Origin of the sequence: Paraburkholderia sp. BL9I2N2 (assembly GCF_004339745.1) — a bacterium.
GTDB lineage: Bacteria > Pseudomonadota > Gammaproteobacteria > Burkholderiales > Burkholderiaceae > Paraburkholderia.
The window spans coordinates 480,989-496,676 of the sequence record NZ_SMGP01000002.1 but is presented as its reverse complement, the minus strand read 5'-3'; the positions used below and the strand labels follow the sequence as shown (position 1 = coordinate 496,676).

Here is a 15,688-nt window from a genome sequence, read left to right as displayed (position 1 = left end):
GTGCGTATACCTTCACCGCCGCAGCCGCAATCGCAATCCCTCGCAATTACTCCGTCGCTGCCGACGCGCGCACCGCCGGCACGCCCAAGGTGCCTTCCACGACTTCGGTGAAGGTGCGCTCCTCGCGCAGAATGAAGCGCTTCGTCTGCGCTAGCTTGAAGTTGTCGCGTGCCTCGGGATCGGCGCGCAGTCTCGCGCGATATGTCTCATAAGCCGCGAGGCTGTCGAACGCGATCAAGCCCCACGCGATGTCGTTGGTCCCTTCGTGCGGCAGAAAGTAGCCGATCAGGTGGCCGCCGCAGCGAGGAATAATGCGGCCCCAGTTGCGGGCGTATTCGTCGAAGGCATCGCGCTGGAAAGGATCGATCTGATAGCGGATGAAGCAGGTAATTGTCATGTGCATAGCTCCGGGTCGGTTGAGAGGCGTGGTCTGAAGCACCATGACTGCAGTATGGCGAGCGCCGGCCGGCGATGTTTCAGCGCGCTCTGAACTATGGATGGTGACCGTGCGCGAGTCATGAATCAGACGCCGGGCATCTAAAGCGGCCGTTGCGAGCGGATCGTGAAGGCCGCCAGCGCTGCGCCGGCCAGCGCGCATAACGCCGACACCAGCGCCACCGCGCGCAATGCCGCGCCCAAGGCTTCGGCTTGTGCCTGCGCGATGTCGGCTTGCGCTCGTGCCGGTTCTGCATGTGTTTGGGCCACGCCTGCATCCGGATCGGCGTGGGTTTGCGCCGCTGCGGCACTTGCCGCTGCTGCGCTCACTTTTCCTTCCGACGCACCGGTCCCAGCGCCCGAATCCATGCCGACCTGCGCCAGGCTTGCCGCTGCGCGCGCCGCCTGCGGCACATGCAGCGCATCGAGCCGCGCAGCGAGCGCCGCATCGTGCGACCACACGTACACGATGCCCAGCACCGCGATCGCCAGCAGGCTCGCCACCCGCGCCACCGCGTTGTTGATGCCCGAAGCGACGCCCGTGCGGGCGGCGGATACCGAGGTCATCACCGTCGTCGTCAGTGGCGCGACGGTAATGGTCATGCCGAGTCCGAGCACGGTCAACGCGGGAAGAAAGCCGCGCCAGTACTCGCCGCGTACCCACGGCAGCGCGAGCATCGCGAAGCCGGCCGCGGCGACGACCGGCCCCGCGGTCAGCAAGGCTCGCGCGCCGTAGCGGCTCGTCAGGCCGCCGGTGAAGCGCGACAACAGCCCGATGGTGACCGGCACCGGCAGCAATGCCGCGCCCGCCTGGGTCGCGCTGTAACCATAGGCGCGGATCAACGTGAACGGCAGGAAGAACAGCGCGCCGCCCAAGCCGAAGTAAAGCAGCAGCGTGACGAGATTGGCGCCGACGAAGTCGCGCGAGCGGAACACGTCGAGCGGCATCATCGGATTGCGGGTTCTCGCTTCGAGCGCGACGAAGGCGATCAGCACCAGCAGTCCGCCGAGGATCGACGCCAGCACCCAGCGGTTGCCGAAGCCATGCGTCGAGGCGAGAGTCAGGCCGTAGGTCAAGGCGGCCAGTCCGGCGGTGGCCGTGACCGCGCCCGGCAAGTCGAGTCCGGCCGCCGCATGTCCGGTGGCGGCGGCGGGGGTTGACGGATCGCCGTCGTCGTCCTGCCGGCTGTCGGGGACGGCCATGACCGCCAGCGCGACGGTCGCGCAGGCGATCGGCACGTTCAGAAAGAAGATGGCCCGCCACGAAAACGCATCGACTAGCCAGCCGCCCGCCACCGGCCCGAGCGCCGAGGTGATCGCGCCAACGCCGGCCCAGGTGCCGATCGCCTGGCCGCGTTCCTTGTCGTCGAATACCGCGCCGATGATCGAGAGGCTGCTCGGCACCAGCAACGCCGCGCCCACGCCTTGCACGGCGCGCGCCGCGATCAGGGCGGCGGCGCCCGGCGCGAGGCCGCAGCCGATCGAGGCCAGCGTGAACAGCCCGATTCCGGCGATGAACACCGTGCGCCGGCCGAGTTTGTCGCCGAGCGAGCCGCCCACCAGCACCAGCGCGCCGAGAAACAGCAGATAGGCGTCGACAACCCACTGGATCGCCGCCACGCTCGCGCCCAGTTCGGTCTGGATGGACGGCAAGGCGACGTTGACCACGGAACCGTCGATGAAGGCCATGCTCGAGCCGAGAATGGTCGCGGCCAGCGCGAGTTTTTTACGCCGGCACGGATGGACGAGGCTGGGATGTTGCGCGCGAATGACGAGCGCGTCGCACGGGCTCGCCTGAGCGGGCAGGACGGACGAGGAACGGCGCTCGAGCGCCGGTACGTGCTGGTCGGCCAAGTCCGCTCCCGGATGGATGAACGGCCTTCAGCATAGCAATGCCGGCGTGTCGGCGAAAGGCGCGAAGAATGCGTCAGGCGCTGCCAGCGCACCTTGTCACGTCATTTCGCCCTATGGTGCGCGCGAAATGGCGGCGTGCGCGGCCCGCGATCATCCGGGCGAGCGAGGTTCAGACCCGACCCGGCGGACCCCAGCGAAGCAGAAGCGACGCCGGACTTACCCGCTCACACCAGCGAAGCCGCCCGCCGCTCCGTCTCGCCGTCGGCATCCGCGCCGCCCGCGGCGTTCGACGCGCGCCCGGCCGCCGGCTCCTGATGCAGCCGGTTGGCATGCATCAATCGATACAGCGTGGCCCGCGAAATGCCGAGTTCGGCCGCCGCCTCGGACAACTTGTAGCCATGCCGCTGCAACGCATGCTCGATCGCGTCCTTCTCGGCCTTGCTGCGGATTTCCGCCAGCGTCACGGCCGGCCCGTTGTCGGCTTCCGGCAAACCCAGATCGCTTGCCGTGATAAAGCGGCCCTCGCTCATCACCACGGCGCGGCGCACGCAATTGATCAGTTCGCGCACGTTGCCCGGCCACGGATAGTTCGACATGGCGACGATCGCGTCGCTCGACAGACCGCGCAGTTTGCGCGCGCCGTCCTGTTTGTACATGCTCAATGCATAGTTGGCGAGCAGCTTGATGTCACCGCCGCGCTCGCGCAGCGGCGGCTCGACGAGGCGCAGCACGCACAGACGGTGATACAGGTCGGAGCGGAAGCGCCCGTCTTCGACCGCCTTGTCCAGATCGACGTGGGTCGCCGAAATGACCCGCGCGTTGACGTTGATCGGGCCATTGCCGCCCAGCCGTTCGATCGTGCCTTCCTGCAGGAAGCGCAACAGGACCGCCTGGCATTCATGCGGCATGTCGCCGATTTCGTCGAGGAAGAGGGTGCCTTCATGGGCGCTCTCGATCCGGCCGATCTTGCGCTGGAGCGCGCCGGTAAAGGCGCCGCGTTCGTGGCCGAACAATTCGGCTTGCAGGAGGCTCGGCGGAATCGCCGCGCAATTGATCGCGACGAAGGGCCGCCCGGCGCGCGGCGAGCGTTCGTGAATCGCCTTGGCGGTCAGTTCCTTACCGGTGCCGGATTCGCCGGCGACGAACACCGGCGCGTCGGTCACGCCGCATTTGTCGATGCGCCGGTACAACTGCTGCATGGCCTCGCATTGCCCGACCATGCCGTGCCGGCCGAGCGACGGCTCCGGCGCGACCTCCACATGCCGCAGGCTCGACAGCCCATGCGCGTGGCCGAGCGCGAACACGAGCCGGTCGTTGAGCCACGGTCGCGTGACGAAGTCGAAGCAATAGTCGAGGATGAAACGGCTGACCAGTTCGTTTTCCGCCTGGCCCGGCGCGATCTGGGCGACCCAGTTGGTTTCCACGCGCCGCATGCAGGACGCCAGTGCGGACAGATGCTGTGAGGTGCAGTCGCCCGGCAGCTCGACTAGGCCGACCTTGATATTGCCGCGCTCGAGCATACGCTCGGCGACGGCCGTGCTTTTGGCATGCACCGCTTGCCAGCCAGAAGCCGCCAGAAAAGCGGCGAGTTTCTGATCCGGCGAATTCGACACATACAGAACAGTGCGTTCCGTGTCGACAGGCGTGCAAGTCGTGTTCATGTTACCCCCGGTTTGATGCAGCTCTCAGGACTGTTCTGCGACGTACCTAACAGACCGGCAAGATGCCGGCTTCCGGCCAACTGAGCCAGCCGGTCCGCTTGTGCGGACCCGGACATGGATTGATCCACCGCTTTGGGGTTCTGCGACTCGACGCCCGGCGGTGACGATTCACGGTAGCGGCAATCTCGGGGGGCATGGAGCGGGCGGCGCGAGCCGCGAGCTGCTACATATCGGACGAATGGCGGGAACGGTGTTCACCGTTGTAACCGTCACACGATCTTTTCCCCGAATCACTCAAACCGTTTTTAACCTCGTTGGCCTGATACAAGCACTCTTCTTGGCGCATGGGCTTAACGATAAGCGAAACCGCTTTCGAGCGCCATACAAACAAGTCTGGATTCAGAAACGTTTTTCATATCACCCCATTGTGCTTGCGGTAAAAAATGGACGGTCAAGTCCCGCTATGCTCGGCATCCCACATAGCGCCTCAATTCGTTTTACGGCAAATGTGAAACGGAACTGTAGTTCGGGATTTGCCTCGTCTCACGCTTGCGACACATCGGACAGGGGGTCGAGACTACCCGGTAGGGTTCCGAAGCATCGGCATATTTGACCGGGATGTAACGCAGCGCCCGGCCCCACGCGGGACCTGCGGATTGCCCGGCGAGCCAACGGTCAGCTACGCGTCGCCGCGGCGCGTCGGCGGAGGCCTAAGTGCGTGTCGAATTCGAATCAACGCGAGATGCGAAGAGTGCGCGAGCAGGGTGCCCCGCAGCAACGATCACGGTGGCATAAGGGTTTGAGGGCACATGGCATAGCCGTTGCAATAAGCACTTCACAGCGAATGCTGTTGCCGCCCGGTCCGAACTCCGGGAAGCCGGAGTGAAGAGAGATCGGCGGCACATAAAACTTCGTAGGCGCGGCGGGGGGAAGCCAATGCGTTTTACGAGGGGGCGGCGGGGCCACTGAAAAACAAACGACATAAGAGCACGGCGCGAATGATCGGTACAACGTACCGGTCAATGTGACCGGACGATGTAAAGGTCGACCTCGCCACTTTTTCCGTCTGTTTCGGCGGACATGAAGGGGATGGCAAAAAACAACAAGTACCGCGCTCGCGGAGTGGGTGAGCGAACGATACGCACAACAACAAGAAGGCAGCGAAAGAAGAGCGGCGGGGTAGCGCGCGGTCGAGGACCAACCGGGCGCGATGGAGCGGGGAGGAATGGCCAGAGTCTCCGTAGAGAGGCGCGGCTTACGAGGTGGACCGGGCGCCGTGTCCGCGAATGTGCGGACACGGCTCACCTGGACAGAGCAGTGAAAAAAACAGATTTTTTTTGGGGGTTGTCATGACCAGACAGTTCACCAAGCCGGCCGGCACAGCACAGCCGGCTCGTCAAACCACCATGTACTCAACGGATGTCGCCTATCACCGGCATATCGCCGCGCCGCGCGCATTGTTCGCCGCGCCGCCGGTCGATCTGACGACGCTGGTGATTGCCGAGGCGATCAAGCGCCGGGCGCAAGCGGAGCTTCAGCGCGAGGCGTTGCGCGACTCGGTGTATGAGATGCCGGTGTCGCAGGAACGAAACTACGAACGCGGTGCGGACATTTACCGGTCCGATTCCGACGAATAACCAGAACATCGATCGCTATCGAGGTGGCTTCGCCAACCGAACGGCGTCAGACCGGCGGAGAGCCGACATGATCGACATCTTCCTGATTTCATCCAGCATGGAGCGCGCGCCGGACATCGTCGCTCGCCTCGAGGCAAGCGGCGTGGCTTACCGGCTGCGCACCGCTCACGGCACTGCCCGGCAAGTGCGGGCGCACGACCGTGCGATTCGAAGCGCCGATATGCTGATCGTCGACGATGCCGGACTGAATGCGCGCGACCTGGACGGCGTCGAGGAAGCACTGGCCTGCACGCCGGCGCTGCATTGCGTGCTGATGACGGCGGCGCCGTCCACCGCCTTGCTGGGCGCGGCGATGCGCGTCGGCGTGCGGCATGTGCTGGCGTGGCCGCTCGACGTCGACGAGATCACCACCATCCTCATCCAGGCCGACGTGCGGAAAAACGCCATCGGCCGTCGCGTCGGCCGTGTCGTCTCGCTCGCTTCGAGCAAGGGTGGCAGCGGTACCACGCTAATCGCCGTGAATCTCGCGTATTCGCTTGCCGCGCTGAGCAACCGGCGTGTGCTGCTGATCGATCTCAGCCAGCAATTCGGCGACGCCAGCCTGCTCATGGCCGACAAACCGCCACCCACCACGCTTGCCGATCTCTGCTCCCACGCGGAGCGCCTCGACGCCGCGCTACTCGAATCATGCGTGATGCATGTCCACGCAAATCTCGATGTGCTGGCGGGTGCGGGCGATCCGCTCAAGGCCGCGGAATTGCTGCCCGCGCAGATGGAGAGCATTCTCGCGCTGGCGCGCGAGCGCTATGACGCAGTGTTGATCGACGTCGGCCAGAGCCTGAATCCGTTGACGATCCATGCACTCGATCGCAGCGACACGATCTGCATGGTGGTGCGTCAGAACCTGCTTTACCTGCATGGCGGGCGGCGCATGCTCGATATTTTCAGGGAACTGGGCTATCCGGCCAGCAAGGTGCGGGTGGTGGTGAACCATTACGACAAGAACGCCCAGATCAACCTGTCGAAGCTCGAACAGACGCTCGGCGCGAGGGTGGCGCATCAGCTTCCGCGCGACGAAAAGCAGGCCAATGAAGCGCTCAGCCGCGGTGTGCCGCTGGTGACATCGGCCCGGGACAGCACGCTTGCGCAAGGTATCAGCCTGCTGGCGGACATGCTGTGGCCATCCAGCGCCGAGCGCCGCAAAGGCGTGCTCGGCCGGCTGTTCGCGTCGCGGCCGAATGTGCCGCCGCAGCTCAAACCCGGCCATTGAAGCCGTTCTGTCAAACTGGACACACTCGTCAGAAGCGAATCCGCACGTCCGTGGCATGATCTGGATAGCGGATCCGTGCCGCTGCTACGCTGCGATCATGGGAGGCGGGCAGCCTTTGGCGTAACCTGCCAGAATAATAATTCGCATGTCGAAACGAATAGGCAATGACGTGGACCACTCCGCCGTTAGAGCGTCGCGGCGAGCAGCTATCGCGCGTATCGACGCAAGCTGTGCTTTCGCTTGATTCCCGGTGTGTTTTGACAGTGTATCGTGTCGTGGTGGCCAGCCACTTCGCGGCCTGTCTGATTACTCTCTAGAGCGCCTGTGAGCGCAGCATCGTCCATGCAAAACGAGTCCAACGGTCTCAACGATATCGCGTCGATCCTGTCCAATCCGATCCTCAACACGGATTCGTACAAGGCGTCGCACTACCTGCAATATCCGCCCGAAGCGTCGGCGATGTTCTCCTACATCGAGTCGCGCGGCGGGCGCTACGATCGCACGCTGTTCTTCGGCCTGCAGATGCTGATCAAGGAATATCTGTGCCGCCCGGTGACTCCGGCCATGATCGGGCAGGCCAAGGCTTTTTTCACGGCGCACGGCGAGCCGTTCAACGAAGCGGGCTGGCGCTACATCGTCGAACACCACGGCGGCTATCTGCCGGTGCGCATTCGCGCGGTGCCGGAAGGCTCGGTCGTGCCGACGCACAACGTGCTCGTCACGGTCGAATGCGACGATCCGCAGGTGTTCTGGCTGGCGTCGTATATGGAGACCATGCTTCTGCGCGTGTGGTATCCGATTACGGTGGCGACGCAAAGCTGGCATCTGCGCAAGACGATCCGCGGCTATCTGCTAAAGAGCAGCGACGACCTCACGCAACTGCCGTTCAAGCTGCACGATTTCGGCGCGCGTGGCGTGTCGAGCGCGGAGTCGGCGGCGATCGGCGGCGCCGCGCACCTCGTCAGCTTCATGGGCTCGGACACCGTGCTCGGCGTGGTCGCGGCGAACCACTACTACAACGAGACGATGGCGGCGTTTTCCGTGCCGGCGGCGGAGCACAGCACGATCACGTCATGGGGCCGCGAGCGCGAAACCGACGCGTTTCGCAACATGATTGCGCAGTTCGGCAAGCCAGGGGCAATCGTTTCCGTGGTGTCCGATTCCTACGATCTGTTCGCCGCGCTCGACGCCTGGGGCACGGAGTTGAAGCAGGCGGTGCTCGACTCCGGTGGCACGCTGGTGATCCGGCCCGACTCCGGCGATCCACGGACGATCGTGCTGCAAACCCTGCGGGCACTCGAGACGTCGTTCGGATCGGTAGTGAACGGCAAAGGGCGGCGCGTGCTCAACAACGTGCGGGTGATCCAGGGCGACGGCGTGAACCCCGATTCGATTGAAGCGATTCTTGCCGCTATGGACGAAGCCGGCTTCGCGGCGGACAACATCGTGTTCGGCATGGGCGGCGCGTTGTTGCAGCAGATCAACCGCGACACGCAGCGCTTCGCGATGAAGTGTTCCGCGATCCGTTTAGGCGACGAGTGGCACGACGTGCTCAAGGACCCGGTCACGGACGCCGGAAAGCGCTCGATGAAAGGGCGCCTGACGCTGCTGGTGAATCGCCACACGGGCGAATATCGAACGACGACGTTGCCTGTGGCGTGGAACGAGCGCACCGTCGAAGGCGATTGGGAAGATGCGCTGGTGACGGTGTTCGATTCCGGCAAGCTGCTGGTCGATATGTCGCTTGCCGAAATCAGAGGCCGCGCTCACGCGCACGAAGGTTAATGCGAATCGCTCGCTTGCCAGACGGCAACACCTGAAGCGCGGATCTCGATCCGGCACGGCGCGCCTTCGCGCAGGCGGCCAGCTTCATTGGCGATGTCGAAGCGGACTCCGGCAATATTCACGCGGACATAGCGCTCGCCGCGCCGCAATTCGACCGCGTCGACCACACCGGCATGTGTGCCGTCCACCGTCACGACAATGGCGTGCGACGACACGCGCCACATGACCCGCTGACCGGCGGCGAGATCGAGTCCGCTGTCGCCCGTTCCGATCACGAGGCCCTGAGCGATCTCGACCTTGCCTGAAGCACTCATCACGCCTTCGCCTACATTGTGCAAGCCGAGCAGGCCGGCCACTCGCATCGACGCCGGCCGCTCGAATACGGCGTCGATAAAACCCGCTTGCAACACGCGGCCCTGTTCGACGACCAGAACTTCATCGGCCAGCAACGCGGCTTCATCCGGATCGTGCGTGACGATGATCGTCACCGCCGCGATCTCGCGCTGCAAGGCGCGCAACGACTGCTGCAAGCGGCGCCGCCGCGGCGTATCCAGCGCGGCGAACGGCTCGTCGAACAGCAGCAGTTCGCTATGCCGTGTCAGCGCTCGCGCGAGCGCGACGCGCTGCCGCTGGCCGAACGACAATTGATGGGGCAGGCGCGCGACCAGTTGGGCGAGGCCCAGATGATCGAGCCAGTAACGCGCGCTGGCGGGATCGGCATCGACGGGAAAGGCCAGTTGCTGCGCCACCGTCATATGCGGAAACAGGCCGTAGTCTTGCGGCATATAGCCGATCTGCCGGCGCTCGGGCGGCAGCGTGTTCAATGGCGTCGTGCCGAGTGTCACGCTGCTCGACGCGTTGGATTCGAGCCCCGCGATCAGACGCAGCGCCAACGACTTGCCCGAGCCCGACGGCCCGATGATCGCGAGGCGTCGTGTGACCGGCGTCCATGCGATGTCGAGATCGAACGCGCCCAGCCGGCGTTGCAAATGGAAAGCGAGGCGCAGGTCCGCGGTTTCGCTGCGGCTCGCCGTCAGGTCCGCGCCGGGTTCGAGCGCGTCGTCGCCGTTTTCGGTTTGCTCGAGCGTGGTCTTTTGCCGAAGGCTGTAAATCGACAGCGCCGCGCAGACGATCGCGATGGCGAGCGTCGGCAGCAACAGGGGCATCATCGCCGGCAACCCCTGGCCGCCGAATACGACGTACGTATAGACCGGCAACGAATACGGGTGATAGGCCACCATCACGGTCGCGCCGAATTCGCCGAACGCGCGCAGCCACGCGAGCGCGAGTCCCGCGCGAATCGCCGGCCACGCGACCGGCAACATGACGCGGAAAAATCGGCTGCCGGCGTGATGGCCGAGCGTCGCGGCCACGTCGTCGAGCACCGGGTCGACGGTGGTGAACGCGGACTTGGCGGCAATGATCAGGAAGGGCGCGGCGACGAAGACTTCCGCGAGCACGATGCCGGCGAACGAATCCGTCAGCACGCCATTGGTGAAGCGGCCAACCCAGCTATACGGGCCGAGCAGAAACAGCAGCAGCACGCCGCTGGTGAGCGGCGGCAGCGCCAGCGGCAACTGCACGACGAAGCCGAGGAGCGCCACCTTGCGCGAAGTCGAACGCGCCAGGAAATAGCCGAGCGGCACGCCGCCCAGCAGAATCGCGAGCGAGGCCACGCTCGCGCTCGCCGCCGAGATGCCGACCGCCGACCACGTCGCGCGCCAATCGACATTCGCCCAGTCCGCCCGGCCGAGCTGCGGCACGCTCGCAACGAACGGAGCGCACAGATAGACGGCCAGCAGCGCCGCCAGCCACAGCAGCGGACGCGCAGCGGTACGTTTCACCGCGCTTACTGCGCGGCGGCGTCGATCACGGCTTGCACCGAAGGCGGCATGGCTTGCCCGTTGCCGCTTACCGTGGGTTTGATGACGTCCACGCCATGTTGCTTGAGCAGCGCGCGGCCTTTCGCGCTCAACAGAAAGTCGACGAAGCTGCTCGCGCCTTCACGGTTCGGCGCGTCGCTGAGAATCGTCAGCGTGTAGCTTGCCTTGGCCTGCAATTCAGGTGCGGGGCGGATCGCCGGAATCTTCAGGTCGGACGTTTCGGTGGAATAGAAAAAGCCGGCGTCGAGCTGGCCGGATTGCAGGCGGCCAACCAGCGTTTCCTCGGGCAAAACCTGCTCGGGGTTTTCCGCCGCGCCGAGCGTCTTCTCGACGAGGTCCGGCTGGTGGTAGAGCTCAGCCGCCCTGGTCACCATCTCGACGGTGAAGGCACCCTTCGGGTCGAGCTTCGGGTCGGTCCGGCCGATGCGGATGCCCGGCTCCTGCAGCACCTGGTCCCAGCGCTTGCTCTTGAATTGCGGCGCGAACTTGCTCTGCGGGTTGTAGCCGATCATCAACGGCGATTCGGCGAAGTTCACATACCACGTGACGTGATCGCCGTTTGCAGCGCCGGTCAAACTGTCATTCACCTTGGGGCTCGCGCTGATGAACACGTCGCCGCGGCGCAGCTTGCCCTTGATCTCGTTGGCGATCTTGTTCGAGCCCGCCGCGTAGCCGCGGAAATGCTGGCCGGTGGCCTTCTCGAATGCCGGGCCGATGCTGCGCTCCATCAGATTGACGAGCGAGCCGGCGTACAGCACGTTGACCGTGTTGTCCTGCGCGAAAGCAGGCGCGGCCGTCACGATGCCGGTAACGACCACGAGAGGAGCGACGAGAGAAGCGAGCAGCTTGCGAATCATGCGATAACCCCGATACGTTATTAAGAGCGCTATATTACGACGTCATCGCATTATCTTGTGTGACGACGCCGCTCTGCATCAGTTAAGCGGGAAACTGCGCACGTAACTGGTGCCGCTCGCACTGGCGGCGCGGTCGATGGCGTACAGCCGGCCGCGCGGCGCGTCGACGGCTACGCCGCGGGCGTCCTGAAAGTCGTTTGCAAGCACGCTGATCGTGCCGTCCGGCGCGATCCGGCACAGGCCGGTGGTATTGCATTTGGTGTACAGCTTGCCGCCCGCGTCGACGGCCATCAGGTCCGGGCTGGTGATCCGCACGAACGCGCCGCTCGGCGTCACGGCCTGCGATCCGCCCAGCAACGCGCTCAGACTCGCTTTGACGATGTCGTTGTTGGCCTGGTCGGAGACGTAGACCGCGTCGCCAGACACGGCGATCCCGACCGGCTTGCCGAGTCCGCTCAGCAGATCGCGCTCGACCGCCGTGTGAGCGGCCGGATCATACGTGATGAGACTCAGGCCGCCTTGCAGCGGATTGCTGCCGATTTTGACGAACCACGTCGAGAGCAAACGATTGGAGCCGATCGAGATCAGGCCGAGGCGGCGGCGCGCCGGATCGGGGCCGCTCAGCGCCGCGACCGCATCGACGCCCTTGATGCTGAACACCGCGCTCGCCGTGCCGAAGCCGAAGCGTTCGATCATCAGCGTGGACGCGTCGGCGAAGCTCAACTGGCTCAGGCTGTTCGACTGGCCGGCCACCGCGGGCACGCTCGCGTAATGCGCGAACGTGCGGCCGTCCGGCGAGGAGAGCACGCTATTGGTCTGGTCGTCGGTGATGAAGACGGCGCCGTCCGCCGCGCGCACCGCGATGCCGTTCGGCGACGCGCTGACGGCGGCCTTTTGCGGCGTGACGGTAATCTCGTCGCCGCCACAGCCGGCGAGCGCCGCGATCAGGCCGAGGGAGACGAAAGCGAGACACGTGGTGCGTCGCCAGGCGGGTGAGAAGCGCATGTGACCTCCTGAGCGGCCCGGCTGCGCACCGGCCGTATGCCGGCGCGCCCACGCGGGCCGTGATTGTTATGAATGAGGGTGAGGCCGGGCTATATTCCCGGCGATATGACGCGTATCGACGCGGTTTTGCGCGCAAGCCGCCATCGCAGCGTAATATACACACGGACATAACGGGTGAACAAGCCGCTCAGGCGCACATGCTGGAGATAAACGGATATGGATAGTGAGAATGTGATTGCCGCGCCCGCTGTCGACAGCGCGCTCGTCCTGAGCGGACGATTCCAGCGGCCGCTTTCATTCGGGCTCGATGAACTCAAACGCTACGAAAGCGTGGTGGCCACGCCGTTCGATCTGCGTTGCTATACGACCAACCGCTTTATTCGCAGCGTCGAGCCGTATCGCGGCGTGCGCCTGACGACGCTGATCACGGAAGCGGGCTTGCCGAATAGCGTGCCGGGCGAATTCAAGCGCACGGTGTTCGTCGCGATGGGGCGCGACGGCTATGTCGTGACGTTTTCGTGGCACGAACTCTTCAACACACCGATCGGCGAGAACGTGATGGTCGCCTACGAGTGCGGCGGCCAAGCGCTCGACGCTGAAGACGGCGCGCCGATTCTGTTTTCCGGATCCGACATCCTGCCCGCGCCGCGCCATGTCAAACGGCTCGCGCGGATCGAGGCGCATGTGTTGGGACCGTTGGCATAGGTGAACGCGAGGCACAGCCGGTAGGCGTAACATGGGTCGCTGATCCTTATCACGTTGCCGCCATGTCTGACGATCCGCTTGCACGCGTTGTTGGTGTTGCCGCAACTGGCGAAGACGCGCCTTTGTGGGTGCGGTCGTTGTCGTTGCCGCAGGACGCATTGACCGCCGCGCGGATGACCCACTGGCTGGACGCGGCCACGGACGCCGCATCACCCGACACACAACTCTTCGCCAAACTGATCGCCGAGCGCGACGCGCGCAACGAACTCGCGCTGCTCGGACTTCAGCAACCGGCGTGGCGCGCGCTGCTGGCGCGGCACTTCGCGCGTGCCGCTGTCCCGGCCGCGCTGCCGCTCGTGGTCACTTCGAGCGAGCACGCGGAATTCGTCCGCACGCTCCACGCGCTATTGCTCACGTACGCCAGCGCCACGATCCATGCAGACGACGCGCAGCGTCTAGCTGCGATCATCGCCCATGCCTGTTTGCGTCCGGATCACCTGTGGCGCGACCTCGGCCTCGCCGGCCGCGCCGAAGTCACGTGGATGCTGACGCGTTATTTCCCCACGCTCGTCGCGCTCAATACCGCCAACTTGCGGTGGAAGAAGTTCCTCGCTGAACAACGCGCGTTGTCACTGGGTTTGCAGCCTGGCCCGGCGCCAGGCTGTCCCGGCTGTGAAGACTACGGGCATTGCTTCCCGGAGCTTCAGGGAGGATTGTGATGGCCGTTCGGCCAGGGTGGCAGTACGAGGCGGTTCGTGTATGCTTTCGCGCATGGCTGACACCCCAAAAACCAAACCCGCACCCGCGGCAAAAAAAGCCGCGAAGGCGCGTCCAGAAGTGCGCTTCAGAATGCGCATCCGTAGCGGCGACGCGGTCGCGCTCGGGCCGGGCAAAGTCGAATTGCTCGAAGCCGTGCGCGAATTCGGCTCGATCTCGGCGGCGGCGCGCAGCCTCGATATGTCGTACCGTCGCGCCTGGCTGCTGATCGATGAACTGAACCGTTCGCTCAAGTCGCCTGCCACGCATTCGGAGCAGGGCGGCCAGAGCGGCGGCGGCTGCACGCTCACGCCCGTGGGCGAAACCATCATTCGCCTGTACCGCGACGTCGAAGTCGAGGCGCAGCGAAGTTGCGCGAAACAGATCGCCGAGTTGACCAGGCTAATCCGCTCCTGAGCGGGCCGGGTCGCGCAAGTGCGCTCAGCCGTGGCGCAGGCAAAACGCCGAAGGCGGCGGATTGCCCAATTGCGCAAGATGCTCGGGGTGCAGGCGCGCCATCAATTCGACGAAGCTCGCCACACTCGCCGTGCGCAGCGGGTGATAGTCGATCTGATGGCGTTCGCAGACGCGCTTGAGCGTATTCATCGAATCGTGGTCGATGCAATCGACCGGAAACACGACGAGATCCGCACCCGGCAACGCCGCGGCAAGCAGACCTTTGCGATCTTCCACACCGCCGTCGTGCACGATCAGTTCGCCGCCGGCCGCTTCCACCAGCCGCTTGAGCGCCGCGTTGGAACCCGGCCTGCCGCCCACATACGCGATCCGTTTGCCTTGCACGCTGTCGAGGCTCGCCCGGCGCGTGCCGGCTCCGCTCGCCGCGTCCGCTGCGTCCACCGTCGCGCGTTCGAGGGCGTCGCATTCGCTTTGCACCAGCTTGAGCAGCGTCAGCGTCTGATCGTGGCTTCTGCGCAGCGCGAGCGCCGCGTCCTGTTCCTGCAGCGCGCGCTGTTCCGCGGCCTCGCGACGGCTCGTATGCAGCGCGACGCGCTGATCGGCGTCGGCCAGTTTGTCGCGCAGCCGTTGCGTTTCGGCTTCGTGACCGGCGACATCGGCGGGGATCTGGCGGCTTGTCTGCGCCGTGAGCTGCGCGATCTGCTCGTTGAGCGCCGCAATCGACGCGTCGCGTTGCAGGCTGAGTTCCTGCAAACGGCTCTGCTGACGCTCGATTTTCTCTTTCAATGCGGCGTTCTCCTCTTCCAGCGCGACCAGCCGGCGAATGTCCGCGCGATTGGCCGCGCCCACCAGATGCGACAGCATGTGCAAGTCGCCGAATGCTTTCTGGCGCACGCGCATGGTCGCAAACGGATGCGTCATCAACGCCCAGTAGGCGGGCGGGATGTCGCCGCTCTTCAGCGCTTCGTCCCAGAGATTGAGCAGGTCGACGTCGTCGGTGGCTTTCTCGAAGCGGCGGATCGCGCCCGCATAGTGTTCGTCGAGCAGTTTGTGCAGCGCCTTGGCGGCCGCGCCGCCTTCGATCGCGAGTTCGACCGCCGAGTGATGGATCTCCAGATCGCTCGCGTCGCGGCGATCGAGTCCCGTGAATTTCGGCACCAGCTTGCGCAACTCGTGCGTGCTCAGACACGTCCCGATGATCGAACAATGCAGATGGCTGTCGAGTTCGGCGAGGCGCGCGCGCCGTTTGGTGTTCGAGAACGACACTTTGGCGGGGGCGCAACATGCGTCGGCGACGTGCATGCCGGTGCCGGCAAGTTCGTCGCCGGATAGTTTCAGGCGCGCGGGCTGGGCGAGACGGAACGGGGGCGTGTGCATGGGAATCTCGAATCCGGTTCGGTGTCAGGCGGGTTGAAAGTGCAGG

13 protein-coding genes are annotated in these 15,688 nt (G+C 64.9%); 6 read left to right on the top strand and 7 right to left on the bottom strand.

Annotation, left to right across the window (positions count from 1 at the left end; genetic code table 11):
• Nucleotides 1-46 precede the first annotated feature (46 nt).
• The 3 genes from B0G74_RS24135 to B0G74_RS24125 all read right to left on the bottom strand — a co-directional run bounded on the left by B0G74_RS24135 (nucleotide 47) and on the right by B0G74_RS24125 (nucleotide 3,950).
• Nucleotides 47-397 carry an NIPSNAP family protein gene (locus B0G74_RS24135; protein WP_132377380.1) on the bottom strand — a complete coding sequence of 117 codons (351 nt, stop codon included), beginning with the start codon at nucleotides 395-397 and terminating at the stop codon, nucleotides 47-49.
• Nucleotides 398-537: 140 nt separating this feature from the next.
• Entirely contained in the window at nucleotides 538-2,289 is a 1,752-nt protein-coding gene (locus B0G74_RS24130) for an MFS transporter (RefSeq protein ID WP_132377379.1), read from the bottom strand.
• Nucleotides 2,290-2,513: 224 nt separating this feature from the next.
• Nucleotides 2,514-3,950 (bottom strand): sigma-54 dependent transcriptional regulator, encoded by a 1,437-nt coding sequence (locus tag B0G74_RS24125; RefSeq protein WP_132377378.1) that lies wholly within the window; start codon nucleotides 3,948-3,950, stop codon nucleotides 2,514-2,516.
• A 1,349-nt stretch (nucleotides 3,951-5,299) separates the two neighbouring features.
• Between B0G74_RS24125 and B0G74_RS24120 the strand changes: the two genes are divergently transcribed.
• The 3 genes from B0G74_RS24120 to B0G74_RS24110 all read left to right on the top strand — a co-directional run bounded on the left by B0G74_RS24120 (nucleotide 5,300) and on the right by B0G74_RS24110 (nucleotide 8,642).
• Nucleotides 5,300-5,587, top strand: a complete 288-nt coding sequence (locus B0G74_RS24120; protein ID WP_132377377.1) for a hypothetical protein — start codon at nucleotides 5,300-5,302, stop codon at nucleotides 5,585-5,587.
• A 67-nt stretch (nucleotides 5,588-5,654) separates the two neighbouring features.
• Complete coding sequence (locus B0G74_RS24115) at nucleotides 5,655-6,857, top strand: AAA family ATPase (RefSeq protein WP_132377376.1); 1,203 nt, start codon at nucleotides 5,655-5,657, stop codon at nucleotides 6,855-6,857.
• A 342-nt stretch (nucleotides 6,858-7,199) separates the two neighbouring features.
• Entirely contained in the window at nucleotides 7,200-8,642 is a 1,443-nt protein-coding gene (locus B0G74_RS24110) for a nicotinate phosphoribosyltransferase (RefSeq protein ID WP_132377375.1), read from the top strand.
• On the opposite strand, the gene B0G74_RS24105 is transcribed toward B0G74_RS24110, so the two are convergent.
• From B0G74_RS24105 to B0G74_RS24095, 3 genes are all read right to left on the bottom strand, one after another.
• Nucleotides 8,639-10,486: an ATP-binding cassette domain-containing protein gene (locus tag B0G74_RS24105; RefSeq protein ID WP_132377374.1), complete on the bottom strand. Its 1,848-nt coding sequence runs from the start codon at nucleotides 10,484-10,486 to the stop codon at nucleotides 8,639-8,641. The genes B0G74_RS24110 and B0G74_RS24105 overlap by 4 nt on opposite strands.
• Nucleotides 10,487-10,491: 5 nt before the next feature.
• Entirely contained in the window at nucleotides 10,492-11,382 is an 891-nt protein-coding gene (locus tag B0G74_RS24100) for an extracellular solute-binding protein (RefSeq protein ID WP_132377373.1), read from the bottom strand.
• Nucleotides 11,383-11,460: 78 nt separating this feature from the next.
• Nucleotides 11,461-12,387, bottom strand: coding sequence for a hypothetical protein (locus tag B0G74_RS24095; protein WP_132377372.1), 927 nt, complete (start codon nucleotides 12,385-12,387; stop codon nucleotides 11,461-11,463).
• 216 nt (nucleotides 12,388-12,603) lie between these two features.
• On the opposite strand from B0G74_RS24095, the gene B0G74_RS24090 reads away from it, so the two are divergent.
• The 3 genes from B0G74_RS24090 (at nucleotide 12,604) to B0G74_RS24080 (ending at nucleotide 14,265) form a co-directional block, all read left to right on the top strand.
• A complete protein-coding gene (locus B0G74_RS24090) occupies nucleotides 12,604-13,092 on the top strand; it encodes a molybdopterin-dependent oxidoreductase (protein WP_132377371.1) in 489 nt (162 codons plus the stop codon).
• A gap of 173 nt (nucleotides 13,093-13,265) precedes the next feature.
• Nucleotides 13,266-13,811 carry a nitrogen fixation protein NifQ gene (locus B0G74_RS24085; protein ID WP_132379330.1) on the top strand — a complete coding sequence of 182 codons (546 nt, stop codon included), beginning with the start codon at nucleotides 13,266-13,268 and terminating at the stop codon, nucleotides 13,809-13,811.
• Between the two features lie 52 nt (nucleotides 13,812-13,863).
• The gene (locus B0G74_RS24080; protein WP_243658296.1) at nucleotides 13,864-14,265 is read left to right on the top strand and encodes a LysR family transcriptional regulator; all 402 of its coding nucleotides are present in this window, start codon (nucleotides 13,864-13,866) and stop codon (nucleotides 14,263-14,265) included.
• Nucleotides 14,266-14,289: 24 nt separating this feature from the next.
• On the opposite strand, the gene B0G74_RS24075 is transcribed toward B0G74_RS24080, so the two are convergent.
• On the bottom strand, nucleotides 14,290-15,642 hold the full coding sequence (locus B0G74_RS24075; RefSeq protein WP_132377370.1) for a DUF2325 domain-containing protein: 1,353 nt from the start codon (nucleotides 15,640-15,642) through the stop codon (nucleotides 14,290-14,292).
• Nucleotides 15,643-15,688 lie beyond the last annotated feature (46 nt).

Bases quoted from the DNA above. Each gene is read 5' to 3' on its own strand.
- B0G74_RS24135 (WP_132377380.1), bottom strand. From the start codon at position 397: ATGACAATTACCTGCTTCATCCGCTATCAGATCGATCCTTTCCAGCGC.
- B0G74_RS24125 (WP_132377378.1), bottom strand. From the start codon at position 3,950: ATGAACACGACTTGCACGCCTGTCGACACGGAACGCACTGTTCTGTAT.
- B0G74_RS24120 (WP_132377377.1), top strand. From the start codon at position 5,300: ATGACCAGACAGTTCACCAAGCCGGCCGGCACAGCACAGCCGGCTCGT.
- B0G74_RS24115 (WP_132377376.1), top strand. From the start codon at position 5,655: ATGATCGACATCTTCCTGATTTCATCCAGCATGGAGCGCGCGCCGGAC.
- B0G74_RS24110 (WP_132377375.1), top strand. From the start codon at position 7,200: ATGCAAAACGAGTCCAACGGTCTCAACGATATCGCGTCGATCCTGTCC.
- B0G74_RS24100 (WP_132377373.1), bottom strand. From the start codon at position 11,382: ATGATTCGCAAGCTGCTCGCTTCTCTCGTCGCTCCTCTCGTGGTCGTT.
- B0G74_RS24095 (WP_132377372.1), bottom strand. From the start codon at position 12,387: ATGCGCTTCTCACCCGCCTGGCGACGCACCACGTGTCTCGCTTTCGTC.
- B0G74_RS24090 (WP_132377371.1), top strand. From the start codon at position 12,604: ATGGATAGTGAGAATGTGATTGCCGCGCCCGCTGTCGACAGCGCGCTC.
- B0G74_RS24085 (WP_132379330.1), top strand. From the start codon at position 13,266: ATGACCCACTGGCTGGACGCGGCCACGGACGCCGCATCACCCGACACA.
- B0G74_RS24080 (WP_243658296.1), top strand. From the start codon at position 13,864: ATGGCTGACACCCCAAAAACCAAACCCGCACCCGCGGCAAAAAAAGCC.
- B0G74_RS24075 (WP_132377370.1), bottom strand. From the start codon at position 15,642: ATGCACACGCCCCCGTTCCGTCTCGCCCAGCCCGCGCGCCTGAAACTA.